The following is a 17,200-nucleotide window of genomic DNA, read 5'->3' on the forward strand; positions in this document are numbered from 1 at the left end:
ATGTTACTGCCATAAATGATCCATATGCCTTTACTTTCCCTGCTTCTAATTTTTTCATTTTTCTTCTCTCCCTTATTTTTTAATTTAATAACGTTTATAGTCCTTTACGGATTCCTTTTGTTCTTGTTCCATCACCTGGTTTGTTTTTCTTCGCTAATGTTACTGCCATAAATGATCCATATGCCTTTACTTTCCCTGCTTCTAATTTTTTCATTTTTCTTCTCTCCCTTATTTTTAATTTAATAACGTTTATAATCCTTTGCGGATTCCTTTTGTTCTTGTTCCATCACCTGGTTTGTTCTTCTTCGCTAATGTTACCGCCATAAATGATCCATATACCTTTACTTTCCCTGCTTCTAGTTTTTTCATTTTTCTTTTCCCCCTCCTTTCTATGGAATTAAGTTGAAGTTTATACACAAGAAATTAGAATGTAAACTACTCAAGAAACTACTTTTTTTTACATTTAACATCAAAATTCTACAAATGGATGTATTTTTATCCAAAAAATAACATTTTATCAACACATATAAACAAAAAAATGTATTTTTATTACTTATCTGAATTATTTGTTTACTATTGATAAAAATGTAAATATTTTCTAAATAAAGTCTCTTTAATCTATTTTTTCAACTTTATATACTTTTATGTAAATATAAGTAATTTATGTAATTCCACCCCTAAATCATAAGATGTAAGTGCACTTATTCCTTTATCGTTAATTTGAATATTCTGTTAAATGTTTCTAAATAATGACTTTCAACCTTTATTTTCTTATAAATAAAAATAGGATCACTATAGTAGCGAAATGCTATTATTATAGTGATCCTATCTTTATTTATACTTTCATTATATTGATTAACTATTAGATAAAAGAAAAAATTCTTTTTCAAATCCTGTATTCTCCCAAAAATTCAATGCCAATTTATTAGCTAAGTCAACATAAACATGAATTAAAGAGACATTTTCTTGATTCAACCAATTGCTTATATTTCCAACTAAATTTTGCGCAATTTGCTGTCTTCTATATTCTGATTTCACATAAACTTCCTCTATTTGACCATATAACATATCTGTAACCAAATCTTGCTTTATTGAGCCAATTCCATAACCAATTAGATTATTATTTTCATCAGTTCCTACAAAAACTGCACCATATCTTGATTGAATCAATTCCACTAATTGCTCTTCAATCCCTTTTTTATGACTTTCCTCTAATTCACAATCTGCAGTTTCTATTGCGTTTAGATTCCATAATTCTATTATTTTTTTAATACTCTCTCGATTGTCTATTTTTTTATCTAGTTTTTTAATACTAATTTCCATTTTAAAACCTCCTTTGTAAGTTTCTACTAATATAGTGTAATAAATTGTACCTGGCAAGTTAAACAAAGTTGATAAAATATAATCTTAATTTTAAATAATATGTAAAAATATCATTCCTCTTCTAGAGTTCATTATACTTTTTATTTTTTCCAAATGCTTTTTCTACAGGATATTTCTCAGCATTTTTTATAAGCTTAAGTTGTACTGCCTCTTCTAAATTTATATTTAATTGATCACTTAGCAGAAGCAAGTAAATCATTACATCAGCTATTTCTTCTTTCATTTCCTGCATTTTAGTCTCCGTTGCTTCTTGACTGGACTTCCATTGAAAAGTCTCAAGCAATTCCGCAGCTTCTAAATTCAATGAAATGGCTAAATCCTTTGCATTATGAAATTGTCCCCAATTTCTCTCATCTCGAAATCTTATTACTTCCTTCTTTAAATCTTCCATTACTATTAATCTCCTCTCTATTTCTTACTATCTTTTCAAACTAGAACACATTATATGTAGAGTCCTACTAATTAACCTTAACCCAGATATAATCATCCTCATATTTAACATTTAATTTTAATCGGATTCCTTTCATATATGTTTCTAATTGTTTTGTAAAATTCTCATCACCGATTTGATCATATCTGTCAACATCTAAATGTAACTTGAAGATACGCCCTTCCGTTAACTCAAACTCCCATTTTAGAAAATTATGTAGCATACTTTCCTTACTCAAGTATTCATTAACTTCCATAAATTCTAGTAGCTCATATAAATTATAGTACAATAAGCTACTCGGCCTAGGCATTTCACATTTCGGGCAATATTCTCTATATCTATCTTGCAGTTGCGTAATTATTTCTGTTCCACATTGATTACAATTATACATATAGCAATCTCCTTTAATGGATAACTCAATTGGTCTCTCCTATATTTTTTACTCTCCTAAAATTATATATTATACTATCAGGTTTTTACATATTATTCCCATCCTATTTAAATTAAGCACTAAAAAACCTTCCATTAAGGAAGGTTTTTTAGTCTATATATCTATTTGATAGTAATCTAATAATTAATATTGTTTTAAGAAAGTTTCTCATAGCTTATTAAACAAAATGAAAGCTATCATCCTATTATTAATCTATAGATTCAAATTCAGAGAATAAGCAATTAAATAAAGTGACCTTATTACAAGAAATATATTCTGTTTCTATGCCTTCTAATGTAGTATTTAATAACTCTTTAGAGATATAACTAAACCCTTTTTTATCCATAAAAATTTTAGTCTCTTCTAGAAGTTTAACATATTGTCCACTATCACTTATATTTTTGAAATTCCATTCGTCTGTTTCTTTAATATAGCTAGTTTCCTCTAACATACAGTAATAATAATTTCCTAGTAAACTAATAAAGATCCTTAAATCTACTCTTTTTCCGCCTAATAATTTAATTAACTCAATATCATCATCTAAAACTTTCTGATTACTGTGAGCTAAAACCTTATACTCTAAACACTGGCTATTAGGTAAATCCGTCCAATTAACAACTGCATTATTAGAGTATAATTTTTGAAACTTGGTATACCAAATTTTATCTATATTATCTTCTTGACTATTTTGCTTTAAAGAAAGTAACCTCTCATTTGGCTTTAAAATTTTTACTGATGATTTATCCGTAGGTCTTTCATATGAAAAAAATGAATCTACTGTATTTAAAATATCACTTTTAGTAATTATACTCATTTTCTATTATCACCCTTGTTAAATCTCTTATCTGTTAGTAATTTTTTTGCCTTTTTCGCATCTTTATTTCCTTTTTTAGCTAAATCTTCAATCTCCTTCACCGTTTTATTTTTCATTGAGCCTGGAAATTCCTTATTAATAGCACCTTTTTTATATTTACCAATGACATCTTGTGCTTTCATTCCAGAAATACCAACAGCAGATCCAATTGTAACTAATTTACCTGCTTTCCATACCTTATGAACTACTTGTGCGCCTCTAGCACCCCAAATAATCACAGGAATGGCTAATGGGAATGCAAATCGTTCTACTTGATTAAATTCTACCACTTCAATTTTACTATCTTCTACTGTTTCTACACTAATAACCGGTACATTATCTAATTCATGAGTCGCTGCTTGCGTACTCATAGAAAATGATGTAGTTAATAGAGAAAATGCTGAAATACCTAATAATGATTTTGCTAATAACCTTTTCATAACAACCTCCAAATATTCCTGTATTTACCTTACATGTAAATTTTACGATTTATTAGGAAGTGACTTCAAGTCTGTTTATTACTAAAATAATTTGATATAATTCTTATAAGAAAACTCAGTTAATACAGTAGGTTTATTATTTCTAAAGAAAATAATAAACCTACTCCACATCTTCCTATGAATTAGCTAAATTCCATCAATATAAGCACCCAAAAAAATATTTAATAACATAAACATAATTATAAGCTCTATTGAAAACAAATTAATAGATCTTATTTCATTACACTCCTTTGAGAGGTACAGAAATTCTATGGACAATATTCCCTTATTTATACAGTAATCCTCACAAAATAAAATTATTATATATATAAAGTTCCCTACTTGATAACAGGAAACTTTTTTGCTTTTTATTAACCTACAAGCCTAAAATTCCAACAATCTGCCGAGCCTTAACATTATCTATATAATAATGCATCTCTAATCCCTTTCTTTCTGCACGAAGTACGGTTCCCCTTAATTTTGATAGATGCTGTGAAACAGTAGATTGTGGGAGTTTTAATATTTCCGTTAACTGCGTAACATTACACATTTGATGTTTCATTAATTCATTTACAATTTGTAATCGAACCGGATGTGCCATTACCTTTAAAACATCTACGTCTTCTTCGCGGATTTCAGCTAGATCTCTATCAGTTACTACTGTTTTCATTTCGCATTCTCCTTTATTATTAATTTCTATTTTTCTTATTATCCTTATAAATAGTACTTATAGATGTTTACCATTTGTCCTGTTGAGAAAATATATTCTCTTCTTAAAACAAAAAGGACACCTATTCTGAAAACAGTTTTTTACATAACTTTGAACTATGATTAACACGCTTTACTAAGCAAAAGTATTTCTTCTATCCCTTGTTTAAAGCAAATAAAAAATTCTGCTTATGCCTTCCCATCCTGAAAAATTAATAGGAAGTATCTCCCATCTCACACTCTACAAAATAATCATTTTATTTCTCAATATGAACACCTGGAATTAAAATACCAAAAATGGTAATATGAAGTCACCTTCAGTTGTCAATTGTGTCCCTTTTTAAAAGGCCTTGTCTATAATGACAAGGCCTTTTAAATTTCCCTAAATATACTTTCTATTTCGTTTTCTTTTAAATAACCAACGTATGTAAAAATCAACTACCATCTCATTCATAGTTTTGAAAATTTGTTCTCTCCTTATTTAAGAATACTTTAAACTTCGGATAGATTACCTTATATCGAAATCTTATGTATGCAGAATTACATATCAAATCTCATTGAAAATCATTCTCGTTGTAACTATAATGGTTTCAAGAAGTGATATTTTCACTTCGTTTTCAAATCTCACAATTTATTAAAGGAGGAACTAGCATTATGAAAAAAGTTATTTTAGCAGGGGCATTAGGAATTGCAGTACTATCAGGTATGAATTTACCAGGAGCAGAGGCACCAAAAGCAAGTGCGGCAACTACGAACTTAGACATTCAAGAAGTTACAAAATATTACTCTATGAGTTCCTATGAAGTTTCTCAAAAAGAATCATTTAATCTTAGTAAAGGGGAAGAACTTACGGTCTTTGTACAAAACTCCGGGTTCCCAATTTCTTATACAGTCTTTGATGCGGATGATCAAGTAATTGGCACATACAATGCTAATTCACCATATGGTCGCGTATTCAAAGCACAAAAAGACGGTAATATTTCTGTTCAATTTCAAGCAGGCGTAAATTCTTCTTACATGAAGAAGATGAATTTCACAGCCAAATTTGCAGTGTCTAAATTTAACTAGCAATAAAAATTTTCACTATCCTCTTTAAAGGCAAATTAAAAAGGTATATCCCTTCCATGGGATATACCTTTAACTTTAGTGAATTTTATATTGACCAGATAACTGCTCTTGCGCCATACGAACTAAACGTTTTGTAATTTCTCCACCTACTGAACCATTTGCTCTTGCTGTTGAATCCGGTCCAAGTGTAACACCAAACTCCTGAGCAATTTCATATTTCATTTGTTCAATTGCACTTGCTGCAGCTGCTATTAAGATTTCGTTTGAATTATTATTTTCGCGAATTTGCATTTTTTAAACACCTCCGTTGAATTTGGTAATATCATGCTCTATTTCCAACAAAATATGCAAAAAAATTATTCGTTTAGCCATTTTACATATATACCTTAGCTTTCACTCTTTATATGGGCATAAATAAAGGCATAGGTCATTACCTATACCTAACCCTTCTCCTATCCTACTTACTTTTGAATTCCCCTATTAACTCCTGTAACTCTTGGGAAAGCCAATTCAAAGAATTCGCCAACTCTGCAATATCTTGTACATACAGTTCTTGCTCTTTCATACTTGTCTCTACATTACTACTGCTATTCACATATGTATTTGCAATGTGTGATAATTCATTTACAATCTGAACAATAGTTTGATTATCTTTTAAAATGTCACTTGAATTATTCGAAGCCACTTTAATTTGACTGGTAACAGATTGAGCTGATTCTGAAATCTTTTCAAAGAAAGCACCGCTACTTTGAACAAGTGTTATTCCTGATTCTACTTCCTTTGAAATCTTCTGTATAGATTTTACAGCCTCATCTGCTTCAGCTTGGGTTTCATCAACTAATTTAGCTATATCCCTTGCAGATGCCTCGGTTTTTTCCGCTAATATACGTACCTCATCCGAAACAACTGAAAATCCTTTCCCCATCTCTCCAGCACATAAGGCTTCAGTAGAAGCATTTATGGCTAACATATTTGTTTGCTTTGACATAATTGTAATTACATTAAGAATTTCACTAATTTCCTTAGATTGTGCTTCTAATGCACACATACTAGAAGATACATCTTGAACTGTATCTTGGATTCTTTTCATTTGATTCACAATTTGCTTAATCAAATCTTTTCCTTCTCCAGAATGCTGTTCCATGTCTTCCGAGGCATTCCTAACTTGTTTTGCAGCTCCTTTAATTTCTTTCATTTCTTGAACAATTCCTAAACATTTTTGCACTACATATTCATGAGAATGTGCTCCTAAATTTAATCCTGTAGTAGCACTTGCAATTTCTTTAAAGGCTATACTATTCGCTTTTGTACTTACCGACAATTCCTGTGAGGATGTCGAAACTTGTTCAGCCGTCTGCCTTACTTTATCTATAATCCTATTAAACTTTTTAATAGTGTTATTAAAATAGATATTAGTTATCCCTATATCATCAGACCTTTCATTCAATTTAATACTTAAATCCCCTTCACCAACTTTACGTAACCCTTCTTGTAAATCCTTTAAAGGCGATAGAGATTTTCGTGAGATGAATATTTGAATTGTAATTGCAATTGTTAATGAAATGATTATAAATAGTAAACCGTTCACTATAAATTCTTTCTTTGTAAGAGGAATAATAGAAGCGTCTAAATCCGCTGCAACAATTGCAATTATATTATTATCTTCATCAGTAATTGGCTCTAAAATTGTTACCCATGTACCTAGTACATCTTCATACACTTCTGTCATTTGTGCCTGTTTCGTTTTCATTACTTGGTTGTATGTCTTCTTCCAATGAGTAGGATGCTCATAATAGTCACCTGTTTTTACAGAACCTAGTTTTACAGAAACCGTATCTGCTAATTCTGTATCCAAAGCTACTAATTGTAATTCTGCTTTATCATTTAGCTTGGCCCCTGTAACATATGTTTGTCCGACACTTTTCATATTTTTTATAGCTTTATCTAATTGCTCTGTCAATCTTTCTTTCTTCACTCTTTGTGCTGTGGGGTCTTTTGCCACATCTCTTACTATTTCCAGATCTAATTGGTTTATTAATGTATCTCCCGTTTCAAAAGACTGCCTTTCAAATATAAACATCATACTATTTTGAAACATGTTAAAACTCAACGCCCCCATACTTCCCACAAGCGTCAGAATTACTAATACCGTTAGTAATACATTTTTCTGAAGCAACGATAACTTATGCCAATATTTTTTCATTGATTTCACCTTTCTTATTTTCAACAATACAAAAACAAAGTAGTAACATATAAAAAGGTTCTCTTTCTGTTATTAATTTAAATATTTGAAATAGCATACTAGTCATTCAACCAAACGCTCCAATTTTTTTCGTTTGATAGAGTTTTTTTCCTTGTATACTGATAACTTCACTATATTTAAAGTAATAATTTAATGAATCTAAGCATTTATGTATTTAAATCTCAAAGCATCATGCCATTGTAATGAGCATTAAAATATGGCTAATTTACAACAATCTCTTATATATCTCCACTAAAGAAATAATAGTTATGAAACCTATAATTAATAATGCTAAAGTTTATTTTCTTCATTTTGAACCCCATTATGATCTATTCTACAAATATCAGTTTTCCCATTTGCAATCGAATCCTTTATAGATTCAGCTGTTTCTGGAAATCTATTAGTAGGAAGACGTAAACTTTCTTCTACTTCACCTTTTTCATTTATACTGATTTCTTTTAAATTAATTATGTTAAGTGTTAGTTTTAAACCATGACGAGAATTCTTAAGCCCTCATCTTTGGCCACCTTTATCTCGCACAACAAAAACAAACTGGAAAGTTCCTTCCAGTTTCCTATTTTATAACTATTTTCCTTATTTTTCTATAACATTTTAATATTTACTTGTACAAATTAAACTTGGACTTTTTTGGCCTTGATTCTTTAATTGCCTTAAATTCATATGAAGCAGCATAGTAAGTAAAGTTTTATATTAAAAATATGCAAAAATACATACTCTCCCGAAACTATATGCACTTAAATATTCATATAGTAAAATAATTAATGCAAGAGTGCCCTATACAACAGATTTCCTTAAGAATCTTGATATATTATTTATCATAGAATTGTTGTGACATTAATATCTCACTTTGCTCTTTAATATTTTGATATTAACAATATGGTGTTAAAATATGCCTACTTTATAGCTACACCTATATAAGCCAAGGATTCAATTACAGAACAATTTCCATCAATAGTAAACGAAAAAAGATGTGAAACAAAAAGAGACTCAATTTTATATTACTTTTTGTATATATGTAATAAAAGATTATAGGAGAAATATATATGCTAAAAAAAATAAATAGATTTATGTTTGCTTTGCCTACAATTTCTTTTGTTTTTCTTATTTTATTAGGAACATTTTTATTTGTTATACCATTAGATCTATTCTTACCTGAAATACAAAAAAACCCAATAACAGAAGCACCTCTTATTCTGCAAGTTTTATTAGGGGTATTGGCGGCACCTATATATGAAACAATAGTTTTTCAAGTATTTTTATTTTGGATATTAAGTTGGATTCCTTATATTAAAAATCGCGATTACCTTATCATTTTAATGGCATCAATTATATTTGGATTAAATCATCAATATGGAATCACTTATATAGTTGGTACAACCATAATTGGTCTTTTATATAACTATGCTTATTGGGTATATAAAAAAAAGAATGAAAAATATCGGGTTACAATGTCTGCTTTTTGGGTTGTGTTTTTAATTCACTTATTACATAATTCTATTGCTTTTATAGCATCAAATTTATAAATTTAAAGATAATATAGATTAATAAATTATGTTTGTACTTATTTAAGGTAAAAGACACGAAATAAAGATTAGAGAGTGCCCGTATTTTCAAAGCGTAACTAAGAATTAAGCCACCTGAGTCTATATTTGTATGGGCTCAGGTGGCTTAATTTCTTTTGAAATCTTTAATGATTATAAAACTATATATATTTGCGCACTTAACATAGCGAAAGAATTCTTTTTATACATACATTATCCTAAAAGTTTCGCTTTCGTGACATACTTTTCTTCATTTTTCTAACATCTCATTCTCTTCTTCCAATCGTTTAGTCTTAGTACCTAAACATAATCCTTTTTTTCCCCACGTTATTCTTCTAGTTCTTTAATACCTACAGTTTCGAATTATTTCATCCAACAACTTATAATAGGACAATAAATCTCTAATTCTTTCGCAACAGTTTTATCCTTTATACCTTTTTTGAGTATAAACGCAATTCTTTTTCTTTGCATTTTGTATAGCGAGTAATTCTAATTTAACCCATAGAAAAATCCCCTCCATAGTAAACAGGTTAATGTGTTTTCTTTTCCTATCTACTATAGAGGGAGTATAGCATAGCTTCTTTTTTGTAAAAGATTTAAGATTCTAGCGCAGTGATTAATTGCTGACGTTCTTTATCACTAAAAACTTTAATTTCATGTTTAAACTCATAGTTTCCTTCTTCAAATCTAACCCATTCCTTACTTGTCCAATATACAACACCTACATTCGCATCTAAAATTACAGAACAGGTATCTATTAATTCTTCTTCGTAAAATGGCGCTTCTTTTGCTAGTTCAAAAGCTAATACTTTTGGATCGTTACTTTTAATTTGAAATTCCCTTGAAGTTTGCCCTAAATACTGCCATGGAGAATCTAGAGATTGCACATGGAAATTTTGAGTTTCTTTAAACTTTGATGGAGAATACATTGTAGCAGCAAATGTAGGTTCACTCACTCCTATTGTTGCGCCGAAAGCAATAGAACCAATAATAAGTTTTTTAATCATTTTTTCAGCCCCTTTAATTATTTTGGATATGCTTCCTTTTTATACTACGTTCACGTTCGTGTAAATGAAGATGATTTAACATGATTCATCATTTTTCTCAAAAACTGTATATTAATTAACCGCTGTAAATTCACCAAAAACAAAAAAGTTTCCTTACGGAAACTTTTTTGTTTTTGGTATACATTATATGTATAAAAATTAGTTTTAAAAATATTTACTTATTTGTTGATAAAATTGTATTTGGATATTGTTCCTACTATTATCTTCATACATTTCATGTAAAGCTTCACTACAAGATAAATAAATTCCTCTTATGACCGCGTTTCTTCTTACGAAATTAAGTGATTGTTTCAATAGCTGGTTTGGGAATTATAGAATTACTTTCTTTCTCAGCCCTATTATTCTGTTCTTTTGTCTAAAATTCCAATATCTCCATTACTTCTTTCGTAAATAGTTTAAAATCAGTTAAATGTTTTTCAATAATTTGACGAACAATATCTAAATTTACACTTTGATAATCATGAACAGCAATATTACGAAATCCAACCATTGCCTTTAACTTATTTGCAAGATCAGCGCTAAGTAATCCTGCTGTAACCAATAAATCAAAGGCCTCTCGACTAGATTGGGGTAGTCCTAATTTTTTCCCTGCAACAATATGCATCGCTAAATCAATACTTGCTTCACAAGCTCTTTGTATGTTCAATATTATTGAATCTTGTTTTGTAAAATCCTCTAAATTTTCAGGGTCATTTCCATACACATCTTGAATTCTTTTTATACAACGCTCTACTGTAGAAATTTTATTTAAAATAACCTCATTCTTCATATATAGAACCTCTTTTCTTTATATCATCAAAAACTATCTGTCGTTCTTCATTCAATTTTGAATACATTTTTAAGGTTTTCATTTCAAAAATGACCTTACGTCTTTCATCCGAACAAAATATTGTCTTTCCTGTATGTATAATCTGAGCTTGAAAAACTGTAGAAGCTTCGGATAAATCAACTAAATCAACATCTTTATGAACAATGTTAGCTAACTCCTGTGCTAATAAAAAACGTTCATAGTTCCCTAAAGTTTTGTCACTTAAATAAGCTATATCAATATCACTATCTTCTCGTTCTCTGTTCTCAGCCGTTGATCCAAACACAATTATCCAATAGGGATTCACCGTCTCTTGTAATTTTTCTATAATAGCTGTTATCATGCTTTGAAAAATCATCTAATTAATCCCCCTTATTATACTTGAATTTTATTATATCATAACCAATCATAAATCCTTTAAGCGGCTACAAATACTTAAACAAAATTAAGCCTTTTTAGTATTTAACTGCTCACAAAATTAGAAGCTTATTTCTGACCTAAAATTATTATAGTTCAGGAGTAGATATATTGTAGCTTTAGATCTTAAATAATTGTTAATAATCCAACACTTGTCCGTTAAATGCCTTTTATATTTCCTTCCTACAAAAGTAAAAGACTGACAATAACTGTCAGCCTCTTACTTTTACAACTCTAAAGAACTTTAGCCTATTTCACAATATACATTCTGATAGTTTGAGGATATATTGCTCTAACAAAGAATTATATATTAATCCACCTTTAATTTTTCTTTTACCTTTGTAGGGAGTTCTTCTTTTTTAACTTCTTCCCAAGATTTCACACCTTTTTTCTCAGAGTAATATATACGTAAAAACGCTTCTTTACGAAGGTTTTTTAACGCTGTAAACTCCATTTCTTTCTCTTTACCATCCTTATCAAATCCAGGTAATTTATATTCGTAAGTCGTATCCCCATTTACATTTTTCTCTTTTAATTTTTCACCATCCTTGGTAATTTGCACATAATATGTATCTGTACCAAGACGATTTAAATTACATCCCGATAACAACACGGTAAACATCACAAAAACACTACACATAAGCACTATTCGTTTCATATTATTCACCTCATATCTTTTCTCACAAAATTATATCCTAATCTATTGGCTGCCAAAATTCATTTCCATTACGCTAACATTACGTTTTTGTAAGGTAGTAAAAATAGAATAATTAAAAGGATATGAATTCATATTTCTATTGAATTCATATCCTTTGTTCTTATTGAGTATACTATTTTGCCTTATTCTAAATAGGAGATATTTCTATTATTCTGGGAAAATGAAGTTAGAGTTTCCTTCACTATTATCGGAATCCTCTTTCGGGAACGTAATAGTAGATCCTTCATTTCCCTTATTCCCTTTATTTATTTCTTGCTCCTCAGGAAATACAATGGAAGAATCATTACTTAACTTTGGTGAAAAACCAAGTTTAGATAAAATAGCTTTTAGATCGGGTAAAACACCAATTTTATCAGAGATTGGATCGTTAGATTTCGTTCCAGTACTAGGATCACTTAAAATATCCCTAAGCTGGCTTGGGGTATATACTTTTCCCTGATTATTTTTTACAATTCCTTGAATTGATGCAGCAGCACCAGCAATAATAGGCGATGCACTAGATGTTCCAGCAAAACTAGATGTATATAGATTTGTTATAAATTCACTTGGTTTAGCATCTGTAGTATCTACTGCATTCCCCCATCCATACACATCCACTCTACTACCGTAATTAGAGAAATATGAACGTTTATGAGGAACCCTTGCAGAAGCTGCCCCAACCATAATTGCCCCTGAATCTTTAAAATCAGGACTATTACGATTTAAAACTTGTTTACCACTACGGTCTCTAAATTGATCCAAGTCATTTCCGCCGTTTGCACCTGCTTCAATAATAATAATTCCTTTATTTGCTCCCAGACGAATTGCATCAAATATATCCGGTTTTACTTCTACAGGAAGATAGTTCTTATCTCCATATCCATCATAAGTAGCCTGGGCTTCTAATAAAAGGATATCTCCAGCTTGCATATTGTTAACTGCACTTAGAATAGCATCAGCTGTATTATAATTTCCGTTATCCCTAATCTGAGATACAACCTTTACCTTAGCTTTAGGTGCGATCCCAATTCCACCTATGTTATTATCCTCTGCCGAAACAATTCCTAAGACTGATGTACCATGATCATGGTGCTCGCTTTTATTCTGTCCAGATATCAATTCAATCTTTTGATTCACTAAATCCTCATGACTAAATAACCACCCATACTCCATATCTACGAAAGTAGTCCCTTTTCCATCCCCACCTTTTATGCTCCAGGCATAAGGTGCATTAATTCCTAATGGTGCTGGTTCAAGGTAACCTTGTCTTGTAAGTCTAGGCTCATCATATGGATTAACAGATAAATTTGGTAAACGCTCTTCTGGTGGCGCCTCTTCTTCCTGTAAATACGCCGTTTCAACAAGAAATGATTTCTCAATTTTTGTAAGTAATGCTTGTACATCAATATCATCTTGAGTTTCTACAATATAGTAGTTTAGCAAATTAGAAGAAATATGATTGGAATCTTTTATTTCTTTACCTAGATTTTTAATTTCTTTAGGATTTAAAGAATTAAAAAGTCGATTTATAGTTACATTTGGATATTCAGCTAAAATTCCAATGAATTCAGGATCCTGTTTTTCTTCTTTAATGAATTTTTCTATTCCATCCTGATATGGTAAATTCGCTTCATTTTTAAATTTTAAAATTAATTGTTTAGTAGCTTGCTTATGTACAGTAGAATTCAATTGCTTATTTGAATAATTGTAAGTAGCTGCGTAGGCAACTTCTGATTTTTCACTTGGAAGTATACCGCCTACTCCATTAAATGCTGTTAATGCAATTGAAGAAACTAGAATTCCCTTAAAAATTTTCAAAACGTGCACCTCTTCTTATCAATATATAATTATAAAAAAATGTATATTACCTAACTTCTTTTTATCAAAACGTTTTATATGTCCGACTGTATTTTCAACTCCATTCATTCTTTAATATTTGTTTAAACATCATTAATACAACTAATTCATACCAACAATTTTATTCATTCAGTTGCATAACTGTAACCAGTATAGTTACACCTAAAAAAATAGTCAACCTTAAATGCAATTTTGCATGTAAAATCATACATACTTCTTTTAACTTGCCCCCAATTATTTCAATAGAAGTTGAGCTTCTATCATTTTGAGTAATTGCATATATGTAATATAAAACATATAAGGAGGTTAAAATGTGGTAATCTCGAGACAAGATTCCTGGACTGATGATAACGATTTACTTCTCGCATCAACAGTACTTCAGAATATTCGTAACGGTGGAACACAGTTAGCTGCATTCAAAGAAGTAGCAAAACTACTAGCTAGAACACCTGCAGCTTGTGGATTTCGTTGGAATTCATATGTGAGAAAACAATATCAAGAAGAAATACAGCAAGCAAAACAAGAGCAAAAAGCGGGAAACAACATTCCCTTTTCTCCACCAGAAAAAGAAACAAACTCCTTGCCTATTACATTAGATGACATTATTCTCTTTTTACAAAATTATAAAGATGTGAATGAATTGACAAAGTTACAAAATCAAATTGAAGATTTAAAAGCTGAGAATCAATCTCTTCTACAACGTTTAACTATGTATGAAGAAGAATATCGTATGTTACTGAACCATATTGATAAGACAAGAAATTTAATTCCAGTAAATTAAACAGCATAACTATATTGATTCTCTAGTAGGACCTTCGCCCTCCAAAATCAACGTCAATATAGAAAATTCAGAATTTTGTAATTATATATAAGTAAAATACACATACATAATGTATGTGTATTTTTAATTTGACTATTATTAAAAGAAATATTTAGTCTATGTTACATCTTTTCTAGTATTTCTTGTCTTTCACACCATTTTGTTAGCTTTTCTAATGCTTTTTTAGACAAACGTTTTGTTTTATAATTACAAAACCTAGATAATGTAGACGGAGAAATACTGATTTCATCTGCTATTTCACGAATGCTTACCTTTTTTTCATTGTGTACTTTCAGTATTTGGTCACGAATCTTTTTTTCTATTTGTTCAACTGATTTTACAGTCTTCTTTATCTCTTTAACAACTGTTACTTCAGGTAATTGTTCTTGAGGTTCTTCTATAATCTTCTTTCCAATTACCCTATCCATTGATTGTAGCATTTCCTCAGGTGGTAAAATCGTGATTCCTAAGTTAGTGTAATAATTTTTAAACCAATTACGTTTCCCAATTTGTTGTTCATCAAGTGGATCACTATACTCCCAATGAGAGATTACTTTTTCATTTTCTAAATCCATTAGAACATTTTCTAACTGTTCTCTAATACGATTTGGTTTCCAATCTTTTGGGATATCCATTACCGCAAGCAGCCCTTTGTCCCCACCTATAGAATATGGCTTTTTCAATGATGAATACATTTGTCTAATTCTCCATTGCCATGTTAAGTATCGAATTAACCTTTTATGATATTTATGTCTATAGCTATTGTATTCAAGTGCTTTTTTAGACAATAATGCTGTTGTATTATTTGATCCGTATAAATAATTGGTTAAAAAACTGCCTGGCTTAATACGACAAGATTCAATGCCCATATATTCATTTGTCACACTATGTCTCCATAATACAACCGAATCTAATACAAATAATCGCTTAACAACCTCACGCTTTAATTCTAGTCGTTCCCCTTCATCTTCACGATCATTTAATACTACGACTTCATTATCATCATTTAAATAGATAAAAATACTTGCTAAAGCCGCAATTCTTTTTGCTATTTTAATTTTATCTTCCGCTCTATAGTATTCCTTATTTTTGACTACTGTTTTTGGAATATTGCACATCTCTAAAACTTGCTCATAAGAAAAATCAATGAATTCGTCTGGAGATTTTGCTTCGTTTATCCATTGTATTGTAATTGCATCTAAACAATCTGCCGTTAAATCATCCATATTACTCATTACATCATCGACAAGAGTATTCCATCGAGCAGCTTCTTCTATATTAGTAAGTCTTAAATCTTCATCTTTGTGTGAAGAAAGTTGAGCTACACCATTAGAAGATTTTGTTTCAATAGGATATTGTAAAACTTTACTTAATTCATCTTCTTCAAATTGATTTTTTGCAATCCCATCTCTTAACTTATAATAAACAGCAGAGTTATTTACCTCATAATAATCCTCATGGTTTACTATGCTTGTCTCTTCGATATTTTGATCATTTTCTACTATTATTGAGCTTGAAGATGCTACATTTTGGAATTCTTTGTCTATAAATCCTTCAATTTCTTTATATATTTCTTCCTTATAGGAATCAATTTTGGCATAAATTTGTACTAATGTGGTACCGGATTCTTGTTTTTTTTCTAGCCAAGACACTAATGCAGTAAATGATGGGGAAGCATGACGTGAGGTTAATACTTTATTATTATTGTTTTCAACATCTTTAAAATATGCATTCCACTTATTCCATACTAGCTCATTGGTCTTATAAATTGGCTCAGAGATTAACAAGGCATCTCGAAACATTTGTAATAAGTTATCCACTTTATATTCCTCCCTAAACCATGGATCACAACAAAGTAGTTTACATTATAAGATTTCTCACTACTATTATATTTAATTTATTGTAACAGATATTTACAAGATTTTGCGTCTTTCTTTCCTTAACTCCTCAACTTGCAACACATTTGCCCTTTCTCTTACCTATCTCTCCTTACTTACATTCCTTTTGCGCTTTGCTTCCCTTATTTTTCTCAACTTGCAACACCGTTGCTCTTTCTCTTACCTATTCTGCTTTACTTGCACTCCTTTTGCACTTTGCTTTCCTTAACTCTTTACTTGCAACATCGTTGCTCTTTCTCTTACCTATTCTGCTTTACTTGCACTCCTTTTGCGCTTTGCTTTCCTTAACTCTTCAACTTGCAACATCGTTGCTCTTTCTTTTACCTATTCTGCTTTACTTGCATTCCTTTTGCGCTTTGCTTTCCTTAACTCTTCAACTTGCAACATCGTTGCTCTTTCTCTTACCTATTCTGCTTTACTTGCACTCCTTTTGCGCTTTGCTTTCCTTAACTCTTCAACTTGCAACATCGTTGCTCTTTCT

At 30.3% G+C, this 17,200-nt stretch carries 19 protein-coding genes; 3 read left to right on the forward strand and 16 right to left on the reverse strand.

Going from position 1 to position 17,200, the window contains the following annotated elements; genetic code table 11:
- Nucleotides 1-94: 94 nt before the first annotated feature.
- From AC3WTI_RS22690 to AC3WTI_RS22725, 8 genes are all read right to left on the reverse strand, one after another.
- Nucleotides 95-214, reverse strand: a complete 120-nt coding sequence (locus AC3WTI_RS22690) for a lariocidin family lasso peptide (protein ID WP_016135744.1) — start codon at nt 212-214, stop codon at nt 95-97.
- A gap of 35 nt (nt 215-249) precedes the next feature.
- Nucleotides 250-369: a lariocidin family lasso peptide gene (locus tag AC3WTI_RS22695; protein ID WP_423778874.1), complete on the reverse strand. Its 120-nt coding sequence runs from the start codon at nt 367-369 to the stop codon at nt 250-252.
- Nucleotides 370-855: 486 nt separating this feature from the next.
- On the reverse strand, nt 856-1,323 hold the full coding sequence (locus AC3WTI_RS22700) for a GNAT family N-acetyltransferase (protein ID WP_097841737.1): 468 nt from the start codon (nt 1,321-1,323) through the stop codon (nt 856-858).
- A gap of 121 nt (nt 1,324-1,444) precedes the next feature.
- On the reverse strand, nt 1,445-1,774 hold the full coding sequence (locus tag AC3WTI_RS22705) for a nucleotide pyrophosphohydrolase (protein ID WP_097841738.1): 330 nt from the start codon (nt 1,772-1,774) through the stop codon (nt 1,445-1,447).
- Nucleotides 1,775-1,841: 67 nt separating this feature from the next.
- Entirely contained in the window at nt 1,842-2,204 is a 363-nt protein-coding gene (locus AC3WTI_RS22710; protein WP_070169587.1) for a hypothetical protein, read from the reverse strand.
- 247 nt (nt 2,205-2,451) lie between these two features.
- On the reverse strand, nt 2,452-3,057 hold the full coding sequence (locus AC3WTI_RS22715) for a hypothetical protein (protein ID WP_253621795.1): 606 nt from the start codon (nt 3,055-3,057) through the stop codon (nt 2,452-2,454).
- Nucleotides 3,054-3,536, reverse strand: coding sequence for a hypothetical protein (locus AC3WTI_RS22720; RefSeq protein WP_097841739.1), 483 nt, complete (start codon nt 3,534-3,536; stop codon nt 3,054-3,056). The genes AC3WTI_RS22715 and AC3WTI_RS22720 overlap by 4 nt, the downstream gene beginning before the upstream one ends.
- Nucleotides 3,537-3,951: 415 nt before the next feature.
- Entirely contained in the window at nt 3,952-4,245 is a 294-nt protein-coding gene (locus AC3WTI_RS22725; protein ID WP_097841740.1) for an ArsR/SmtB family transcription factor, read from the reverse strand.
- Nucleotides 4,246-4,937: 692 nt separating this feature from the next.
- Here AC3WTI_RS22725 and AC3WTI_RS22730 point away from each other — a divergent pair.
- Complete coding sequence (locus AC3WTI_RS22730; RefSeq protein ID WP_070169553.1) at nt 4,938-5,351, forward strand: hypothetical protein; 414 nt, start codon at nt 4,938-4,940, stop codon at nt 5,349-5,351.
- A gap of 75 nt (nt 5,352-5,426) precedes the next feature.
- On the opposite strand, the gene AC3WTI_RS22735 is transcribed toward AC3WTI_RS22730, so the two are convergent.
- Both AC3WTI_RS22735 and AC3WTI_RS22740 read right to left on the reverse strand, forming a co-directional pair.
- Nucleotides 5,427-5,642 carry an alpha/beta-type small acid-soluble spore protein gene (locus AC3WTI_RS22735; RefSeq protein ID WP_001167047.1) on the reverse strand — a complete coding sequence of 72 codons (216 nt, stop codon included), beginning with the start codon at nt 5,640-5,642 and terminating at the stop codon, nt 5,427-5,429.
- A gap of 166 nt (nt 5,643-5,808) precedes the next feature.
- A complete protein-coding gene (locus AC3WTI_RS22740; protein WP_097841741.1) occupies nt 5,809-7,554 on the reverse strand; it encodes a methyl-accepting chemotaxis protein in 1,746 nt (581 codons plus the stop codon).
- A 1,103-nt stretch (nt 7,555-8,657) separates the two neighbouring features.
- On the opposite strand from AC3WTI_RS22740, the gene AC3WTI_RS22745 reads away from it, so the two are divergent.
- A complete protein-coding gene (locus tag AC3WTI_RS22745) occupies nt 8,658-9,137 on the forward strand; it encodes a CPBP family intramembrane glutamic endopeptidase (protein ID WP_098904042.1) in 480 nt (159 codons plus the stop codon).
- Nucleotides 9,138-9,751: 614 nt separating this feature from the next.
- On the opposite strand, the gene AC3WTI_RS22750 is transcribed toward AC3WTI_RS22745, so the two are convergent.
- From AC3WTI_RS22750 to AC3WTI_RS22770, 5 genes are all read right to left on the reverse strand, one after another.
- Nucleotides 9,752-10,162: a hypothetical protein gene (locus tag AC3WTI_RS22750; RefSeq protein WP_098904041.1), complete on the reverse strand. Its 411-nt coding sequence runs from the start codon at nt 10,160-10,162 to the stop codon at nt 9,752-9,754.
- Nucleotides 10,163-10,577: 415 nt separating this feature from the next.
- Nucleotides 10,578-10,991 carry a type VII toxin-antitoxin system HepT family RNase toxin gene (gene hepT, locus AC3WTI_RS22755; protein WP_098904040.1) on the reverse strand — a complete coding sequence of 138 codons (414 nt, stop codon included), beginning with the start codon at nt 10,989-10,991 and terminating at the stop codon, nt 10,578-10,580.
- The gene (gene mntA / locus AC3WTI_RS22760; protein ID WP_048530061.1) at nt 10,981-11,388 is read right to left on the reverse strand and encodes a type VII toxin-antitoxin system MntA family adenylyltransferase antitoxin; all 408 of its coding nucleotides are present in this window, start codon (nt 11,386-11,388) and stop codon (nt 10,981-10,983) included. The genes hepT and mntA overlap by 11 nt, the downstream gene beginning before the upstream one ends.
- Before the next feature lie 369 nt (nt 11,389-11,757).
- Nucleotides 11,758-12,105 (reverse strand): YxeA family protein, encoded by a 348-nt coding sequence (locus AC3WTI_RS22765; RefSeq protein ID WP_048530063.1) that lies wholly within the window; start codon nt 12,103-12,105, stop codon nt 11,758-11,760.
- Nucleotides 12,106-12,312: 207 nt separating this feature from the next.
- A complete protein-coding gene (locus AC3WTI_RS22770) occupies nt 12,313-13,962 on the reverse strand; it encodes a S8 family peptidase (RefSeq protein ID WP_098904039.1) in 1,650 nt (549 codons plus the stop codon).
- A gap of 352 nt (nt 13,963-14,314) precedes the next feature.
- On the opposite strand from AC3WTI_RS22770, the gene AC3WTI_RS22775 reads away from it, so the two are divergent.
- Nucleotides 14,315-14,782, forward strand: coding sequence for an RsfA family transcriptional regulator (locus tag AC3WTI_RS22775; RefSeq protein ID WP_097841750.1), 468 nt, complete (start codon nt 14,315-14,317; stop codon nt 14,780-14,782).
- Between the two features lie 161 nt (nt 14,783-14,943).
- On the opposite strand, the gene AC3WTI_RS22780 is transcribed toward AC3WTI_RS22775, so the two are convergent.
- Nucleotides 14,944-16,641: a helix-turn-helix domain-containing protein gene (locus tag AC3WTI_RS22780; RefSeq protein ID WP_071757618.1), complete on the reverse strand. Its 1,698-nt coding sequence runs from the start codon at nt 16,639-16,641 to the stop codon at nt 14,944-14,946.
- Between the last annotated feature and the right edge of the window lie 559 nt (nt 16,642-17,200).

The sequence above is a fragment of the Bacillus sp. EB106-02-03-XG38 genome (assembly GCF_058792175.1).

Bases quoted from the DNA above. Each gene is read 5' to 3' on its own strand.
- AC3WTI_RS22750 (WP_098904041.1), bottom strand. From the start codon at position 10,162: ATGATTAAAAAACTTATTATTGGTTCTATTGCTTTCGGCGCAACAATA.
- AC3WTI_RS22690 (WP_016135744.1), bottom strand. From the start codon at position 214: ATGAAAAAATTAGAAGCAGGGAAAGTAAAGGCATATGGATCATTTATG.
- AC3WTI_RS22700 (WP_097841737.1), bottom strand. From the start codon at position 1,323: ATGGAAATTAGTATTAAAAAACTAGATAAAAAAATAGACAATCGAGAG.
- AC3WTI_RS22745 (WP_098904042.1), top strand. From the start codon at position 8,658: ATGCTAAAAAAAATAAATAGATTTATGTTTGCTTTGCCTACAATTTCT.
- mntA (WP_048530061.1), bottom strand. From the start codon at position 11,388: ATGATTTTTCAAAGCATGATAACAGCTATTATAGAAAAATTACAAGAG.
- AC3WTI_RS22720 (WP_097841739.1), bottom strand. From the start codon at position 3,536: ATGAAAAGGTTATTAGCAAAATCATTATTAGGTATTTCAGCATTTTCT.
- AC3WTI_RS22705 (WP_097841738.1), bottom strand. From the start codon at position 1,774: ATGGAAGATTTAAAGAAGGAAGTAATAAGATTTCGAGATGAGAGAAAT.
- AC3WTI_RS22740 (WP_097841741.1), bottom strand. From the start codon at position 7,554: ATGAAAAAATATTGGCATAAGTTATCGTTGCTTCAGAAAAATGTATTA.
- hepT (WP_098904040.1), bottom strand. From the start codon at position 10,991: ATGAAGAATGAGGTTATTTTAAATAAAATTTCTACAGTAGAGCGTTGT.
- AC3WTI_RS22710 (WP_070169587.1), bottom strand. From the start codon at position 2,204: ATGTATAATTGTAATCAATGTGGAACAGAAATAATTACGCAACTGCAA.
- AC3WTI_RS22725 (WP_097841740.1), bottom strand. From the start codon at position 4,245: ATGAAAACAGTAGTAACTGATAGAGATCTAGCTGAAATCCGCGAAGAA.
- AC3WTI_RS22695 (WP_423778874.1), bottom strand. From the start codon at position 369: ATGAAAAAACTAGAAGCAGGGAAAGTAAAGGTATATGGATCATTTATG.
- AC3WTI_RS22730 (WP_070169553.1), top strand. From the start codon at position 4,938: ATGAAAAAAGTTATTTTAGCAGGGGCATTAGGAATTGCAGTACTATCA.
- AC3WTI_RS22715 (WP_253621795.1), bottom strand. From the start codon at position 3,057: ATGAGTATAATTACTAAAAGTGATATTTTAAATACAGTAGATTCATTT.
- AC3WTI_RS22765 (WP_048530063.1), bottom strand. From the start codon at position 12,105: ATGAAACGAATAGTGCTTATGTGTAGTGTTTTTGTGATGTTTACCGTG.
- AC3WTI_RS22735 (WP_001167047.1), bottom strand. From the start codon at position 5,642: ATGCAAATTCGCGAAAATAATAATTCAAACGAAATCTTAATAGCAGCT.